General features: G+C 63.6%; 11 protein-coding genes and 1 rRNA gene. 10 read left to right on the forward strand and 2 right to left on the reverse strand.

The annotated features are described in order from the left end of the window. Positions 1-24: 24 nt before the first annotated feature. Positions 25-138: ribosomal RNA gene (gene rrf, locus G5S42_RS00005) — 5S ribosomal RNA — on the forward strand. A gap of 118 nt (positions 139-256) precedes the next feature. On the opposite strand, the gene G5S42_RS00010 is transcribed toward rrf, so the two are convergent. Then, positions 257-1,453: a M20 aminoacylase family protein gene (locus tag G5S42_RS00010; RefSeq protein WP_176110244.1), complete on the reverse strand. Its 1,197-nt coding sequence runs from the start codon at positions 1,451-1,453 to the stop codon at positions 257-259. Between the two features lie 187 nt (positions 1,454-1,640). Between G5S42_RS00010 and G5S42_RS00015 the strand changes: the two genes are divergently transcribed. Beyond that, the gene (locus G5S42_RS00015; RefSeq protein ID WP_176104971.1) at positions 1,641-3,719 is read left to right on the forward strand and encodes a molybdopterin-containing oxidoreductase family protein; all 2,079 of its coding nucleotides are present in this window, start codon (positions 1,641-1,643) and stop codon (positions 3,717-3,719) included. 147 nt (positions 3,720-3,866) lie between these two features. Beyond that, a complete protein-coding gene (locus G5S42_RS00020; protein ID WP_176104972.1) occupies positions 3,867-5,540 on the forward strand; it encodes a long-chain fatty acid--CoA ligase in 1,674 nt (557 codons plus the stop codon). Between the two features lie 125 nt (positions 5,541-5,665). Here G5S42_RS00020 and G5S42_RS00025 read toward each other — a convergent pair whose 3' ends face one another. Continuing rightward, on the reverse strand, positions 5,666-6,862 hold the full coding sequence (locus tag G5S42_RS00025) for a porin (protein ID WP_176104973.1): 1,197 nt from the start codon (positions 6,860-6,862) through the stop codon (positions 5,666-5,668). A gap of 304 nt (positions 6,863-7,166) precedes the next feature. Here G5S42_RS00025 and coq7 point away from each other — a divergent pair, with 304 nt between their 5' ends. The 7 genes from coq7 to G5S42_RS00060 all read left to right on the forward strand — a co-directional run bounded on the left by coq7 (position 7,167) and on the right by G5S42_RS00060 (position 14,837). Continuing rightward, positions 7,167-7,805 (forward strand): 2-polyprenyl-3-methyl-6-methoxy-1,4-benzoquinone monooxygenase, encoded by a 639-nt coding sequence (coq7, locus tag G5S42_RS00030; RefSeq protein ID WP_176104974.1) that lies wholly within the window; start codon positions 7,167-7,169, stop codon positions 7,803-7,805. 457 nt (positions 7,806-8,262) lie between these two features. Further along, the gene (gene mraZ, locus G5S42_RS00035; protein WP_013090620.1) at positions 8,263-8,691 is read left to right on the forward strand and encodes a division/cell wall cluster transcriptional repressor MraZ; all 429 of its coding nucleotides are present in this window, start codon (positions 8,263-8,265) and stop codon (positions 8,689-8,691) included. A gap of 15 nt (positions 8,692-8,706) precedes the next feature. Then, positions 8,707-9,660: a 16S rRNA (cytosine(1402)-N(4))-methyltransferase RsmH gene (gene rsmH / locus G5S42_RS00040; protein WP_176104975.1), complete on the forward strand. Its 954-nt coding sequence runs from the start codon at positions 8,707-8,709 to the stop codon at positions 9,658-9,660. Further along, positions 9,657-10,007, forward strand: coding sequence for a cell division protein FtsL (ftsL, locus tag G5S42_RS00045; RefSeq protein WP_176104976.1), 351 nt, complete (start codon positions 9,657-9,659; stop codon positions 10,005-10,007). The genes rsmH and ftsL overlap by 4 nt, the downstream gene beginning before the upstream one ends. Further along, on the forward strand, positions 10,004-11,869 hold the full coding sequence (locus tag G5S42_RS00050; RefSeq protein WP_176104977.1) for a peptidoglycan D,D-transpeptidase FtsI family protein: 1,866 nt from the start codon (positions 10,004-10,006) through the stop codon (positions 11,867-11,869). The genes ftsL and G5S42_RS00050 overlap by 4 nt, the downstream gene beginning before the upstream one ends. After that, entirely contained in the window at positions 11,866-13,428 is a 1,563-nt protein-coding gene (locus G5S42_RS00055) for a UDP-N-acetylmuramoyl-L-alanyl-D-glutamate--2,6-diaminopimelate ligase (protein ID WP_176104978.1), read from the forward strand. The genes G5S42_RS00050 and G5S42_RS00055 overlap by 4 nt, the downstream gene beginning before the upstream one ends. After that, positions 13,425-14,837, forward strand: coding sequence for a UDP-N-acetylmuramoyl-tripeptide--D-alanyl-D-alanine ligase (locus G5S42_RS00060; RefSeq protein WP_176104979.1), 1,413 nt, complete (start codon positions 13,425-13,427; stop codon positions 14,835-14,837). Before G5S42_RS00055 ends, G5S42_RS00060 begins: the two co-directional genes overlap by 4 nt. Positions 14,838-14,840: the final 3 nt, after the last annotated feature.

Genomic DNA, 14,840 nt, shown 5'->3' on the forward strand with positions numbered 1-14,840 from the left:
ACAGCGACGCAGCAACCCGTCATGCCTGATGACCATAGCGAGTCGGTCCCACCCCTTCCCATCCCGAACAGGACCGTGAAACGACTCCACGCCGATGATAGTGCGGATTGCCCGTGTGAAAGTAGGTAATCGTCAGGCTCCCCCAAAGCCAGAAACCCCACCCGCAGCGGTGGGGTTTTTGCGTTTACGCGTCGAAATTAACAAACAGCATTGAAGTAAGCGAAACCCTCCACCCGCCTCAATGCGTCTCAACCCTCTACTTACCCTGAGCCAGAAACTTTTGCGCCAGTCGAACCCAATACGTCGACCCCACCGGCAATAGCTCGTCGTTAAAGTCATAACTCGCGTTGTGCAGCATGCAAGGGCCCGCGCCGTGGCCGGCTTCGCGGTGTCCGCCATCGCCGTTGCCCAAAAACGCATAGCAGCCCGGTTTCGCCAGCAGCATGAACGAGAAATCCTCGGCGCCCATCGTCGGTTCAACTGCGTCATCGACATTTTCCGCGCCAACGATCTCTTTCATGATCGACGCCGCAAAACGCGCTTCCTCGCTGCTGTTGATCGTCGGCGGATAGTTCCGGTGGAACTGGATCTGAACGGAGCAATCGTATGCTTCGGCTGTACTCTGCGCGATCTTGCGCATGCGTGACTCGATCAGGTCGAGCGTTTCTGTAGTGAAGGTCCGCACCGTTCCCGCGATCCAGGCGTCGTTCGGCACGACATTGACCGCATCGCCGGCATGTATTTGCGTAATCGACAGTACCGCGGTATCCAGCGGCTTTTTGTTTCGCGTGATGATGCTTTGCAGTCCGCTGGCAATTTGCACTGCCGTAAACACCGGGTCGCGGCCATTGTGCGGTAGTGCCGCATGCGAGCCGACGCCCTTGATTTCGATGCGGAATTCATTGCTCGACGCCATGATGGGGCCTTCGGTCACGCCGAAGTGGCCCGCCGGCATGCCCGGCCAGTTGTGAATGCCGAACACGGCGTCCACGGGGAATTGGGTGAACAGGCCGTCGTCGATCATCGCCTTCGCGCCCGCGCCTCCCTCTTCGGCCGGCTGGAAAATGAACACGATCGTGCCGTCGAAATCACCATGTTTGGCCAGGTAGTGCGCGGCACCGAGCAGCATCGCAGTATGTCCGTCATGCCCGCACGCGTGCATCTTGCCGTCGTTCGTCGAACGATGATCGAAGCTGTTGAGCTCCTGGATCGGCAGCGCATCCATGTCGGCGCGCATACCAATCGCGCGCGAGCCGTTCCCGCGCTTCAATACGCCGACCACGCCCGTCTTGCCCAAACCACGGTGGGTCTCGATGCCCCAGGACTCAAGCGAACGCGCGACGAGATCAGCGGTCGCCGTCTCTTCGTAGCGCAGTTCCGGGTGGGCATGGATGGTTCGTCGAAGGGTCTGGATTTCACCGCGAGCGGCCTGAATTTCGGGGATGAGTTTCATGATGGAGTGATTATGCGTTTGTGCTCGACGAGCATGAGATCGCCGCGGACCGCGTGGGCCCGGGCACTGCGGATAATTCATTCTACGCCGAAGGCATTTTTGGCGGCACGACCCGGGTCGACGGCGTATTGACGTAATAAAATCCCATTTTGCCCGATCGCTTACTGCTCGCCAGGACACCTTGCCGATGAACGCCCCGACCGAACTCGCGCGCGCCGTGTGCCCGCACGATTGCCCCGACACCTGCGCGATGCGCGTGACCGTCGACAACGGACGCGCGATCAAGGTCGCCGGAGATCCCGACCATCCGCCGACTCAGGGCGTGCTGTGCACGAAGGTCAGCCGGTACGCAGAGCGTGTATACCATCCGAACCGATTGACGACGCCAATGAAGCGTGTCGGCCGCAAGGGCGAGGGCCGCTTCGCGCCGGTCAGCTGGGACGAAGCATTGGACTTTGCCGCAAACCGCCTCGGCGAAATTGCCCGTCGCGCGCCGGAAGCGATTCTGCCTTACAGCTACGCTGGCACGATGGGCTTGGTGCAGGGCGACAGCATCGCGCAACGCTTCTTCCACAAGCTCGGCGCATCGCAGTTGGATCGAACGATTTGTGCGGCTGCCGGCGCAGCTGGCCTCAAATACACGTATGGCGCCGGCGTCGGTATGCACACCGAGTTTTTCGCCGAAAGCGAAGTGATCCTGATCTGGGGCGCCAATCCGATCGCATCGAATCTGCATTTCTGGACGCGCGCGCAGGAAGCCAAGCGTCGCGGCGCACGGCTGATCGCAATCGATCCGTATCGCTCGCTGACCGCGGAGAAATGCCATCAGCACATCGCGCTGAAGCCCGGAACCGACGCGGCTCTCGCGCTAGGCATCATGAACGTGCTGATCACCGAGGATCTGCTCGACCACGAGTACATCGCCGCGCACACGCTGGGCTTCGCTGCCTTGAAGCTGCGCGCGCTCAGCTATCCACTGTCACGCGTTAGCGAAATTTGTGGCGTTAAAGAGGAGGAAATCGCCGAGCTTGCGCGACTTTACGCCAGCACGAAGAAAGCCGCGATCCGCTTGAACTACGGTCTGCAGCGGGTGCGCGGCGGCGGCAATGCAGTGCGCGCGATCGCGTGTTTGCCTTCGCTGACCGGCGCATGGCGCGAGCGCGCGGGCGGGGCGCTGTTGTCGTCGAGCGGTTGGGCTCCGGTCGACTCGCACGCGTTGCAGCGTCCCGATCTGATGCCGGGCTGGCCGTCGAAGCCGAGCCGCGTGATCAATATGAATGCGATCGGCGATGCGCTGCTGCATCTGGGCGACGCGACGTTCGGTCCCAAGGTCGAGGCGATCGTCGTCTACAACTCGAATCCGGTCGCGGTCGCGCCGGACTCCGAACGCGTCGCGGCTGGCTTTGCGCGCGAGGATCTGTTCACGATCGTGCTCGAGCATTTCCAGACCGACACCGCGGATTACGCCGACCTGCTGCTGCCCGCCACGACGCAGCTCGAGCATCTCGACGTGCACAAGTCATACGGCCACACGCACGTGATGGTCAACCTGCCCGCCATCGCGCCGTTTGGCGACGCACGCCCGAATACCGAGATCTTTCGCGGCCTCGCGCGCCACATGGGCCTGACGGAACCGTCGCTCTTCGACAGCGACGAAGCCGTCGCGCAAGCCGCATTTCGATGGGAAGACAAGACACTGGGCGGTGTCGACTGGCCGATGCTGAAGCAAGCCGGCTGGGCCCGTCTCGATCTGCCCGACGCGCCATTTGCCGACGGCGGTTTTCGCACGCCATCCGGCAAGTGCGAGTTCTACAGCGAGCGCCTTGCGCAACAGGGCCTCGACCCGCTGCCGGACTATCTGCCACCCTACGAATCGGCCGACGGCGCGCCCGAACTGGCGGCCCGCTATCCGCTCGCGATGATTTCGCCTCCCGCGCGCAACTTCCTGAACAGCACCTTCGTGAACATCGAGAGTCTGCGCGCGACGGAAGGCGAGCCGCATCTGGACATCCACCCTGCCGACGCGCACGCGCGCGGCATCGGCGACGGCGATCAGGTGCGCATCTTCAACGACCGCGGCTCGATGCAGGCGCGGGCCCGCGTGACGGACCGCGCGCGCGAAGGTCTCGTCGTCGGGTTGTCGATCTGGTGGAAGAAGCTCGCGCCGGACGGCCGCAACGCCAACCAGTTGACGAGCCAGGCACTGACCGATCTCGGCGGTTCCGCGACGTTTTACGACTGCCTCGTCGAAGTCGAGCGGGCCTGAAAGCCGCACCGCACCTTGAAGCCGACGGCGAGCCTCGCAAGTTCGAGGCTGCCGTCTAACCCCATCGGTTTGGCCATTGGCCGCAATATGCCCATGCTACGATGCGTTTTTAGCACGATCATTCGAAAATAATTCAGGAGACGCTGCATGGAGAAAATCTGGCTGAAGTCTTATCCGCCCGGCGTTCCCGCAGAGATCGACCCGACTCGCTATTCGTCGGTGGCCGAGTTACTCGAGGAAGCCTTTCGCGAACACCGCACGAAGCCGGCATTCGTGTGCATGGGCAAGCAGATCAGCTATGGTGAACTCGACGAGCTCTCGCGCGATCTTGCGGCGTGGCTGCAGTCGAAAGGGCTCGCGCGCGGCGCGCGTGTCGCGATCATGATGCCGAACGTGCTGCAGTATCCGGTCGCAATTGCCGCGATTCTGCGCGCGGGCTATGTGGTCGTGAATGTGAATCCACTGTATACGCCGCGCGAACTCGAACACCAACTGAAGGACAGCGGCGCTGAGGCGATCATCCTGCTCGAGAATTTCGCGGGGACCTTGCAGGCAATCGTGCGCAATACGCCGGTCAAGCATGTGGTCGTCGCGACGATGGGCGACCTGATGGGCATCAAAGGCCCGCTCGTGAACTTCGTGGTGCGCAAGGTCAAGAAGATGGTGCCGGCGTGGAGCCTGCCCGGGCACGTCAAGTTCAACGACGCGGTCTCGGAGGGCGCGCGCCTGACGTTCAAGCCGGTCCAGCAGGGACCTGACGATATCGCGTTTCTGCAATACACGGGCGGCACCACCGGCGTGGCCAAGGGCGCGACGCTGCTGCACCGGAACCTGATCGCGAACGTGCTGCAGTCGGAGGTCTGGCTCAATCCGGTGCGCGCGAACCGCACCGATATCGACCAGTTCATCACGGTCGTCGCGCTGCCGCTGTATCACGTGTTCGCGCTGACCGTGTGCGGGCTGCTGACGATCCGCACTGGCGGTCTCGGCGTGCTGATCCCGAATCCGCGCGATATCCCCGGCATGATCAAGTCGCTCGAGGGTTATGCCATCACGACGATTCCCGCCGTCAACACGCTGTACAACGCGATGCTGAACAGCCCCGACTTCCACAAGCTCGACTTCTCGAAGCTGCTGACCGCGAACGCCGGCGGCATGGCGGTGCAGGAGGCGGTCGCGAAGCGCTGGTTCGAGCGGACGCGCACGCCGATCGTCGAAGGCTATGGGCTGTCGGAAACGTCGCCGTGCGTGACCTGCAACCCTGTCACCGCCACCGAATACAGCGGCACGATCGGCCTGCCGCTGCCGTCGACCGAGATCTCGATTCGCGACGACGCAGGCAACGAAGTGCCGGCCGGCCAGGCAGGCGAGATCTGCATCCGCGGCCCGCAGCTGATGGCGGGCTACTGGAACCGGCCCGACGAAACCGCCAAGGTGATGACGGCCGACGGCTTCTTTAAATCCGGTGACGTTGGCATCATGAGCGCGGACGGCTTCGTGAAGATCGTCGATCGCAAGAAGGACATGATTCTGGTGTCCGGCTTCAACGTATATCCGAACGAAGTCGAGGACGTCGTCGCAAAGCTGCCGGGCGTGTTCGAAGTCGCGGCGGTCGGCGTGCCCGATCAGCATTCGGGCGAGGCCGTGAAGCTATTCGTCGTGAAGAAGGACCCGTCGCTGACCGACGAACAGATCTTCGCGTACTGCAAAACGCAACTGACCGGCTACAAGCGGCCCAAGATCGTCGAATTCCGCACCGAGCTGCCGAAGAGCAACGTCGGCAAGATCCTGCGGCGCGAGTTGCGCGACGGCAGGGCTTAAGCGAGCAAAGAACAGAAGCCCGGCGCACGAAAGTGCGCCGGGCTTTTTCGTTGCGCCATCAAAACCCGCGCATAAAAAAAGGCGCCCGAAGGCGCCTTTGAGGCAAACTGCTTTTTTACGACTTATTAGAACTTGTGGCGGATACCAACACGAGCCGTGAACTGGTTGTTGGTCGACGAACCGGTCAGGCCGTTGATGCCTGCCGTTGCTGCGACCACCTGGCCCGTTGCGTTGACCGTGTCGCCCAGAGCGTGCTGATACACGCCGACCAGGTACACGTCGGTACGCTTGGACAGGAAGTAATCCACGCCCAGTGCGCCCTGATGGTACTGAGCACGCGAGTTGCCTTCGATCTGCGTGCCGCGCGTGTAGTCATACGCTGCGCCGACCAGCAGTGCCGGGGTCAACTGGTACTTGAAGTTGATTTCGCCGTTGTTGAACGTAGCCTTCTGGCCAGTGAACGGCGACGTGAAGGTCTTGCCCAGGTTGCCGAACTGGATGTTCGAATACGTCAGGCCGATAGTTGCCGCGCCGAACGTGTACGCACCGCCTGCGCCGACGACCTGATACGTGTTAGCCGATGCGAAGCCAGCGTAAATCGGGCTCGTGACTGCGAAGCTAGCCGGAGTAGTACCCACTGCCGGTGTGTTCGTTGCGATCGTGCCGCCGTTGTTGAACAGACCACCCGATGCTGCAGGCGTACGTGCGTTCAGGTAACCAACGCCCAATGCCAGCGGGCCATTGTTATAGCCAGCACCCAACGACCAGATCTGGTTGTGCGTGAAGTCACCAGCGACGCCGCCGAAGCTATACGTGCCGCCGAACGTCAGGCCGTTGTAGTTCGCGCTCGTGTACTTGATCGTGTTGTTGGTGCGATACGCGTTGTTGAAGTTGTCGATATCGCCCGGGTGAGCGGCGATGTAGCCGCCCCACTGATCGCCCGATTCGAACGGACCCACGTAGTCGACGACGGAGTCGTACTGACGACCCAGCGTGACCGTGCCGAAGGTGCTCGACAGACCGACATATGCCTGACGACCGAACATCAGGCCGCCTTGGCCGAGCTTGCCGTTGGTCACATCAAAGCCGTTTTCCAGAACGAACAGCGCCTTCAGACCACCGCCCAGATCTTCCGTGCCACGCAGGCCGAAACGCGAGCCTTGCAGGACGCCGCTAGACATGTCGTACTTGTGAAAGCCACCAGCGTTGGTATTCATGTTGATACCAACGTCAACAATGCCGTACAGGGTCACGCTGCTCTGCGCATGAGCGACGCCTGCGAATGCGCCCAGTGCTGCGAGAGCGAGAAGCGACTTTTTCATCGAATGATCTCCAAGGATTACGAATCTTTTGTTCAAGGCGAAATATTTAGTAAGTGCTGAGGCCTTGCTTATCCAACTTCGCGAGAAGTTGCCACGTAATGTAACAAAAGGCATACATGCGACAAAGAAAAAGGAGGCGCTCCGGACGGCCGCTGTTTCGTTTACGCAACATGGTCTAGAATCCGAAATTAACCGCCCATTTCATGCGGATTGATGCCTGTCGGACCGCGGGTTTCGCGTCGCAAGGCCTTGTCGCACGGACCTTCCGGAACGATGCGGCGGTTGTCGAATCAGGGAGCGCTTTATGTTGCTGGACGAGTTGATTGGCGAGTTTGATCGGGGTTTACGCTCACTGACGGGGGTCTCGCGGATGAGCCGTCCGCTGCCGCTTCCGCAGGCTTGCCCGGCGACGGCCGAGGCTCCCGAACTCTCGCCCGCGGAGCGCGTGCATGCGGCTGGTTTGATGCGGGTGAACCACGTCGGCGAAGTGTGCGCGCAGGCGCTTTACCAGGCGCAGAAACTCGCTACCGACTCGCCTTCATTGCGCGCCATGTTCGATCACGCAGCGTCGGAAGAAGAGGATCATCTGGCGTGGACCGCCAAACGCCTGGAGGCGCTCGACTCGCGTCCGAGTCTGCTCAATCCGCTGTGGTATACCGGCGCACTCGCGATCGGGCTCGCCGCGGGACGTCTCGGCAATCGCGTGAGTCTCGGCTTCATGGCCGAAACGGAGCGCCAGGTCGAGCAGCATCTCGACAGTCATTTAGATCAGCTGCCGGCCGCGGACCATGAATCGCGCGCGATCGTCGAGCAGATGCGTGCCGATGAAGCGCAGCACGGCAAGGCAGCGATGGACGCGGGCGGCATTGAGTTGCCGTTTCCGGCGCGCGCGTTGATGCGCGCGATGTCGAAGGTGATGACGCGCACCGCCTATTACATATGAGCGTTTCGCCTGCTTTGCTTCGCCGACCGGAGCACCGCGCGTATCGCGTCGACCATCGCTGAACGCATTATTCGCAAGTGGGACGGCGCCGCGCACGCCGTTCGTCAACCGTCCCCGCAGCGCCGCCTTTTTCCTTTCAGATTCCCTTAACGATCTCTTTCAATCCGCGCTGTTTCCTCGCACTGTTCACGTATCACCTTCACAAGTTGCACTAGCCCATTCATTTATAACGGTTTTCCGTTTTATACGGGACCTGAGGGAGTCGCGCTAAGTCCTTGTTCTAACAAACAAAATCCGCCCGAAAAGCGGGCCGCTCCCTTGACCCGTGTTTAGCGTTCCTCTAAAGTGGGAGACAGTGTGAGAAAGTGTATTTTTGTGTGTTCTCGGCATCACTTTCAGGTAGATTTTCACGGACCGGGCGGGTGGCGCAAACAGCACCGCAATAGGGGAGAGCGAAGTGTTCCAAGGGGCGTCGGCGCTGACGCTCGATGCGAAAGGGCGGATGTCGATTCCCTCTCGTTATCGGGATGCGCTGCAAACACAGGCAGAGGGCCGGGTGACGATCACCAAGCATCCGGACGGCTGCCTGTTGCTCTTTCCGCGCCCCGAATGGGAAATCTTCCGTGACAAGGTCGACAAGCTGCCCATGAACGCAGCCTGGTGGAAACGCATTTTTCTCGGCAATGCAATGGATGTGGATATGGACGGCGCAGGCCGTGTGCTCGTGTCGCCCGAGTTGCGCGCGGCTGGCTCGCTGGAGAAAGAGGTGACGCTGCTCGGCATGGGCCGTCACTTCGAGCTGTGGGATGCACAGATTTACGCGGCGAAGGAACAGGCGGCGATCGCCGAGGGCATGCCCGACGCGTTGAAAGACTTCACGTTCTGATCGCGGCTTATTTATATGGCTTCTGCGATGAGAAACGAATTGCAGCATCGCACGGTGCTGTTGAACGAAGCGGTCGATGCGCTGGTCACGCGCGCCGACGGCACGTATGTGGACGGCACGTTCGGCCGTGGCGGCCATAGCCGCCTCGTGCTGGAGCGGCTCGGCGAAGCGGGGCGATTGATCGCGTTCGATAAAGATCCGCTCGCGATCGCGACGGCGCAGAAGATCGCCGATCCGCGCTTTGCCATCGTCCACGAGAGTTTTGCTTCACTGCGCGCCGCGATGGCGGAGCGCGGGGTAGGGCGTGTGTCGGGGGTGTTGCTGGATCTGGGCGTGTCGTCGCCGCAAGTCGACGATCCGGAGCGGGGCTTCAGCTTCCGCGCCGACGGCCCGCTCGACATGCGGATGGACCCGACGCGCGGCGAATCCGCGGCTGACTGGCTCGCGCGGGCTACGGTGCAGGAACTGACGGAGGTGATACGAGATTATGGGGAAGAACGGTTTGCTTTTCAGATTGCAAAGGCGCTTGTTGCTCGCCGGGCAGAGTCCGACCGTCTTGGGCCTCTCGTCAGCACGGGCGAGCTTGCCCAAATCGTGGCTAACGTCGTCAAAACCCGTGAGAAGGGCAAGGACCCGGCAACCCGCACCTTTCAGGCTATACGGATTCACGTCAATCAAGAGCTTGCGGAGCTGCAAGTCGTTCTAGAAGCAGCGTTGTCGTTGTTGGAGCAAGGGGGGCGGCTGGTGGTCATCAGCTTTCATTCGCTCGAGGACCGTATCGTCAAGCGATTCATGCAGGCGCACGCAAGTACGCCGGCGGTCGACCGCCGCCTGCCGATCCGCGCGGTCGACCTGCCGAGCCCTCCGCTCAAGATCATCGGCCGCGTCTTTGCGAGCGACGCAGAAGTCGCCGACAACCCGCGCGCCCGTTCTGCCGTGATGCGCGTGGCGGAGCGGATCGCGCCATGAACCGCCTCAATATCTTCCTGCTGATCATCGTGATGGGCTGTGCCTTGTCGGTCGTCAACGCGACCAATCAGCAGCGTCAGATCTTTATCCAGCTGCAGCGCGCGCAGTCGCAGGAGCGTCAGCTGCAGCAGGACTATTCGCAGCTTCAATATCAGCAGAGCGCGCTGTCCAAAACGTCGCGCATCGAGCAACTCGCCACCGCCTCGCTGAAGATGCAGTCGGCCACCACGGGCCGCACGCAGTACCTGACGCTCGCCCCGGGTGCCGCAACGGCGATCGACGCTCCCATTCCGACCTCCGCGCCCGCCTCGGCGCCGGTCGCGACCCGTCGCGGAGCCACGCGATGAAAAAATCGTCGGCGCACAAGAGCGTTGCGTTTTCGGCCAACCCGATTCTGTCGGTGCGCCTGCCGATGTGGCGCTCGAAGCTCGTCGTGTTCCTGCTGTTCATGGCGTTCGTCGCGCTCGCCGCGCGCGCGTTCTGGATTCAGGGGCCGGGCAACGCGTTCTATCTGAAGCAGGGCGAAATCCGCTATCAGCGCCGCATCGACATGCCGGCCACGCGCGGCAAGATTCTCGACCGCAACGGCCTCGTGCTCGCCACGAGTCTGCCGGTGCGCGCAATCTGGGCGATTCCCGAATCGGTGCCGGACGACCTCGGCGCCGACAAGCTCGACGCGCTCGGCAAACTGCTCGGCATGACCGCGAAGGAATTGCGCTCGAAGCTGTCGGAAGACAAGACCTTCGTCTACGTGAAGCGCCAGGTGCCCGTCGACGTCGCCGACAAAGTCGCGGCGCTCGACATCCCCGGCATTTACTCGCGCGCCGAGTACAAGCGCTTCTACCCGGAAGGCGAGATCACCGCTCACCTGATCGGCTTCACCAACGTCGAGGACGAGGGCCAGGAAGGCGTCGAGCTCGGCGACCAGAAGCTGCTCGCGGGCACATCGGGCAGCCGTCGCGTGATCAAGGACCGGATTGGTCACATCATCGAGGATGTCGACGAGCAGGTCGTGCCGCACAATGGCAAGGACGTCGACCTATCGATCGACAGCAAGATCCAGTACATCGCCTATACGAACCTGAAAGCGGCCGTCGAGAAATTCAAGGCGAAGGCCGGCGCGGCAATGGTGATCGACGTGCGCACCGGCGAAGTGCTCGCACTCGTCAACTACCCGACGTACAACCCGAACGACCGCTCGCACCTGACGGGCGAACAGCTGCGCAACCGCATCCTGACCGACACCTTCGAGCCGGGCTCGATCATGAAGCCGTTCACGGTGTCGCTCGCGCTCGATCTGCACCGGGTGACGCCGACTACACTGGTAGATACGGGCAACGGTCACTTCGTACTCGACGGCGCGCCGATTACCGACGACAGCGGCTTCGGCGTGCTGACGGTCGGCGGCGTGATCCAGAAGTCGAGCAACATCGGCGCGACCAAGATCGCGATGCAGCTGCGGCCCGAAGAAATGTGGAATATGTATACCAGCATCGGTCTCGGCCAGGCGCCGAAGGTCGGTTTTCCTGGCGCGGCGGCGGGCCGCCTGCGTCCGTGGAAGAGCTGGCGCCGCATCGAGCAGGCGACGATGTCGTACGGCTACGGCCTGTCGGTGTCGCTGTTCCAGCTCGGCCGCGCGTACACCGCGATCGCGCACGACGGCCAGATCATGCCGGTGACGATTTTCCATGCGCCGGGCGACCAGCCGGCCACCGGTCCGCAGATCTTTTCGCCTACCACCGCGCGCGAAGTGCGCGCGATGCTCGAAACCGTCGTGTCCGCGCAGGGCACGTCGCCGGATGCGGCAGTGCCCGGCTATCGCGTCGGCGGCAAGAGCGGTACCGCGTACAAGCACGGGCCGCACGGCTACGACCACTCCAAATATCGCGCGTCGTTCGTCGGCATGGCGCCGATGCCGAATCCGCGCATCGTCGTCGCCGTGTCGGTCGACGAGCCGACGGCGGGTAGCCACTTTGGCGGCCAGGTGTCGGGCCCGGTGTTCTCGGGCATCGTCGGCGATACGCTGCGCGCGCTGAACGTGCCGCCCGACATGCCCGTCAAGCAGATGGTGGTGTCCGACGATTCGGCGCCGCCCGCGCCCGGCGCGCCGTCCGCGCCGGCCGGGGCGAAGAAGCTGGCGACGAACCCCGGCGTGAAGAAGATGACCATTTCCGCCAACCCGAAAACCCATCCAGGAGTCGAGCGATGAGCGCGCTGCGCGAGCAACATCCAGCGCACCGGCAGATCGCCGACGCCCTCGCCTGGCTGCACGCGCACGTGCAGCCAGGCGCGCATCTGCACGCCGACACGCGCTCGCTCGCGGCCGGCGACGCGTTCTTCGCGTACGCGGTCGATGGCGCGGACAATCGCGCGTTCATCGACGCGGCGATCGAGCGCGGCGCGGCCGCCGTGCTCGTGCAACCAGAAGGCTTCGCCGGCACGCTCGACGCGTCCGTCGCGCATGCGGTACCGGCATTGAACGAACTCGCCGGCACGATCGCGAGCGCGTGGTATCGCGATCCGAGCGACGCGATGCTCGCGGTCGGCATCACCGGCACGAACGGCAAGACCTCGTGCAGCCAATGGGTCGCCGCGGCGCTGTCCGCGCGCGGCACGCGCTGTGCGATCGTCGGCACGCTCGGCACCGGCCTCGTTGGCCAACTCGTGCACACCGGCTTCACGACGCCCGACGCGCCGCAATTGCAGCGCAGCCTCGCGCAATTGCGTGACGCGGGCGCGCAGGCGGTGGCGATGGAAGTGTCGTCGCATGCGCTGCATCAGGGGCGCGTGAACGGCACCGCTTTCGACATCGCGGTGTTCACGAATCTGACGCAGGACCATCTCGATTATCACGGCACGTTCGAGGCCTATGAAGCCGCCAAGGCGCGCCTGTTCGCATGGCCAGAGCTGCGCGCGGCCGTGATCAATCGCGACGATGCCGCCGGCCGGCGTTTGCTCGCGAGCACGCGTGGTCACGCTCGCACCATCGCTTATGGCATCGAGGGCGAGCACGGCGACGCCGGCGCCACGAATGCGCCAGAAGCGGACGCGTGGCTGACCGCATCGAACGTGCGTGCGACTGCGACCGGCACCGCGTTTCATCTGAGCACGTCGGACTGGGGCAACGCCGACGTCGAAGTGCAAACGCTCGGCCTCTTCAACGTGAGCAATCTGCTCGCGGTGCTCGGCGTGCTGCTCGCCGCCGAAGTGCCGTTCGACGCGGCGCTCGCCGAACTCGCCAAGCTGGAGCCGGTGAACGGCCGCATGCAGCGTTTGGGCGGCCGACTGCAAAACGACGAGCCGCTCGTCGTGATCGATTACGCGCACACACCCGACGCGCTCGAAAAAACGCTCGAGGCCCTGCGCCCGATCGCGACCGCGCGCGGCGGCGAACTCGTCTGCATGTTCGGCTGCGGCGGCGACCGCGATGCGACCAAGCGTCCGCTGATGGGCGCGATCGCCGAGCGGCTGGCGGACAACGTCGTCGTGACGAGCGACAACCCGCGCAGCGAAGATCCGCTCGCGATCATCGAGCAAATTGCGGCGGGCATGCAGGATGCGTCGCAGGCGCGCCGCGTCGAGGACCGCGCGAGCGCGATCCTGCAGGCTATCCGCGGCGCCGCGCGTGAAGACGTGATCGTGCTGGCCGGCAAGGGGCACGAAGCCACACAGGAAATCATGGGCAAGAAACGCGCTTTCTCCGATCAGGACCACGCCCGCCTCGCGCTCGCCGCGCGGGCCACGCAAACTCGCGGAGGTGGCGAATGACGATGTTCTCGCTACGCGCAGCCGCCGCGCAGATTCCCGGCGCGAGCGTCACCGGCGACGACAGCGTGCGGTTCGAACGCGTGTCGACCGACAGCCGCAGCGCCGGCCCCGGCGATCTGTTCATCGCGATCAAGGGCGATCGATTCGACGCGCACGACTTCCTGCCGCAAGTCGCTGAGCGCAACGTCGCGGCCGTGCTGGTCGCGCGCACGCCGGAGAACTGGAGCGTGCCGGCGATCCGCGTCGCTGATACGCGCGCAGCGCTCGGCGCGCTCGCGCGCGGCTGGCGTCGTCAGTTCGACCTGCCGCTCGTTGCGGTCACGGGCAGCAACGGCAAAACCACGGTCAAGGAAATGATCGCGTCGATCTTCGCGGCCGCGGTCGGCACGGACGCGCGTCTCGCGACCGCTGGCAATTTCAACAACGACATCGGCCTGCCGCTCACGCTGTTCCGTCTGCATGCCGCGCATCGGCTCGCGGTGGTCGAGCTCGGCATGAATCATCCGGGCGAAACCGAACTGCTCGCGAAGCTCGCCGAGCCGACGGTCGCCGTCGTCAACAACGCGCAGCGCGAGCACCAGGAATTCATGGCGACCGTCGAAGCGGTCGCGCTCGAACACGCGAGCGTGATTCACGCGCTGTCGCCCGAAGGCACGGCAGTGTTCCCCGCCGACGACGCGTACGCGAGCATCTGGCGCGTCGCCGCTACCGGCAACCGCATCATCGACTTTGCGCTGAACAGCGCGGAGCGCACGACCGAAGCCGCGGTGCAGGGCACCTTCGACGGCAAGCGTTTGAGCATAGACACGCCGCAAGGCCGTCTCGACGTGACGCTGCAGGTGCTCGGCGATCACAACGCGCACAACGCGCTCGCGGCGACCTCGGGCGCGTTGGCCGCGGGTGTGTCGCTCGACGCGATCCAGCGCGGACTCGAATCGTTCGGCCCGGTGAAGGGCCGTCTGCAGGTCAAGCAGGCCGCGCTCGGCTCGCTCGCGGGCGCAACCGTGATCGACGACACCTACAACGCGAATCCCGATTCGATGCGCGCCGCGATCGACGTGCTCGCGTCGCGTGAATCGCCGCGTGTGCTCGTGATGGGCGACATGGGCGAAGTCGGCGACAACGGCCCGGCGTTTCACCGCGAAATCGGCGCGTATGCGAAAGAGCGCGGTATCGACGCGCTGTACGCGATGGGCGACGCCTCGCGCGACGCCTGCACCGCGTACGGCGCGGGCGCGCACCACGTCGCCGATGTCGGCGCGCTGGTCGCGCAACTGCAGCAGGCCGGTTTCGGCGCTGCCGCAACGCTTCTCGTGAAAGGCTCGCGTTTCATGCAAATGGAGCGCGTGGTGGACGCCGTTACGAGTCCACAACCCAACGCCGCGGGCTCGACGCCCGCCGCACATTAAAAG

Source organism: Paraburkholderia youngii (assembly GCF_013366925.1).
GTDB lineage: Bacteria > Pseudomonadota > Gammaproteobacteria > Burkholderiales > Burkholderiaceae > Paraburkholderia > Paraburkholderia youngii.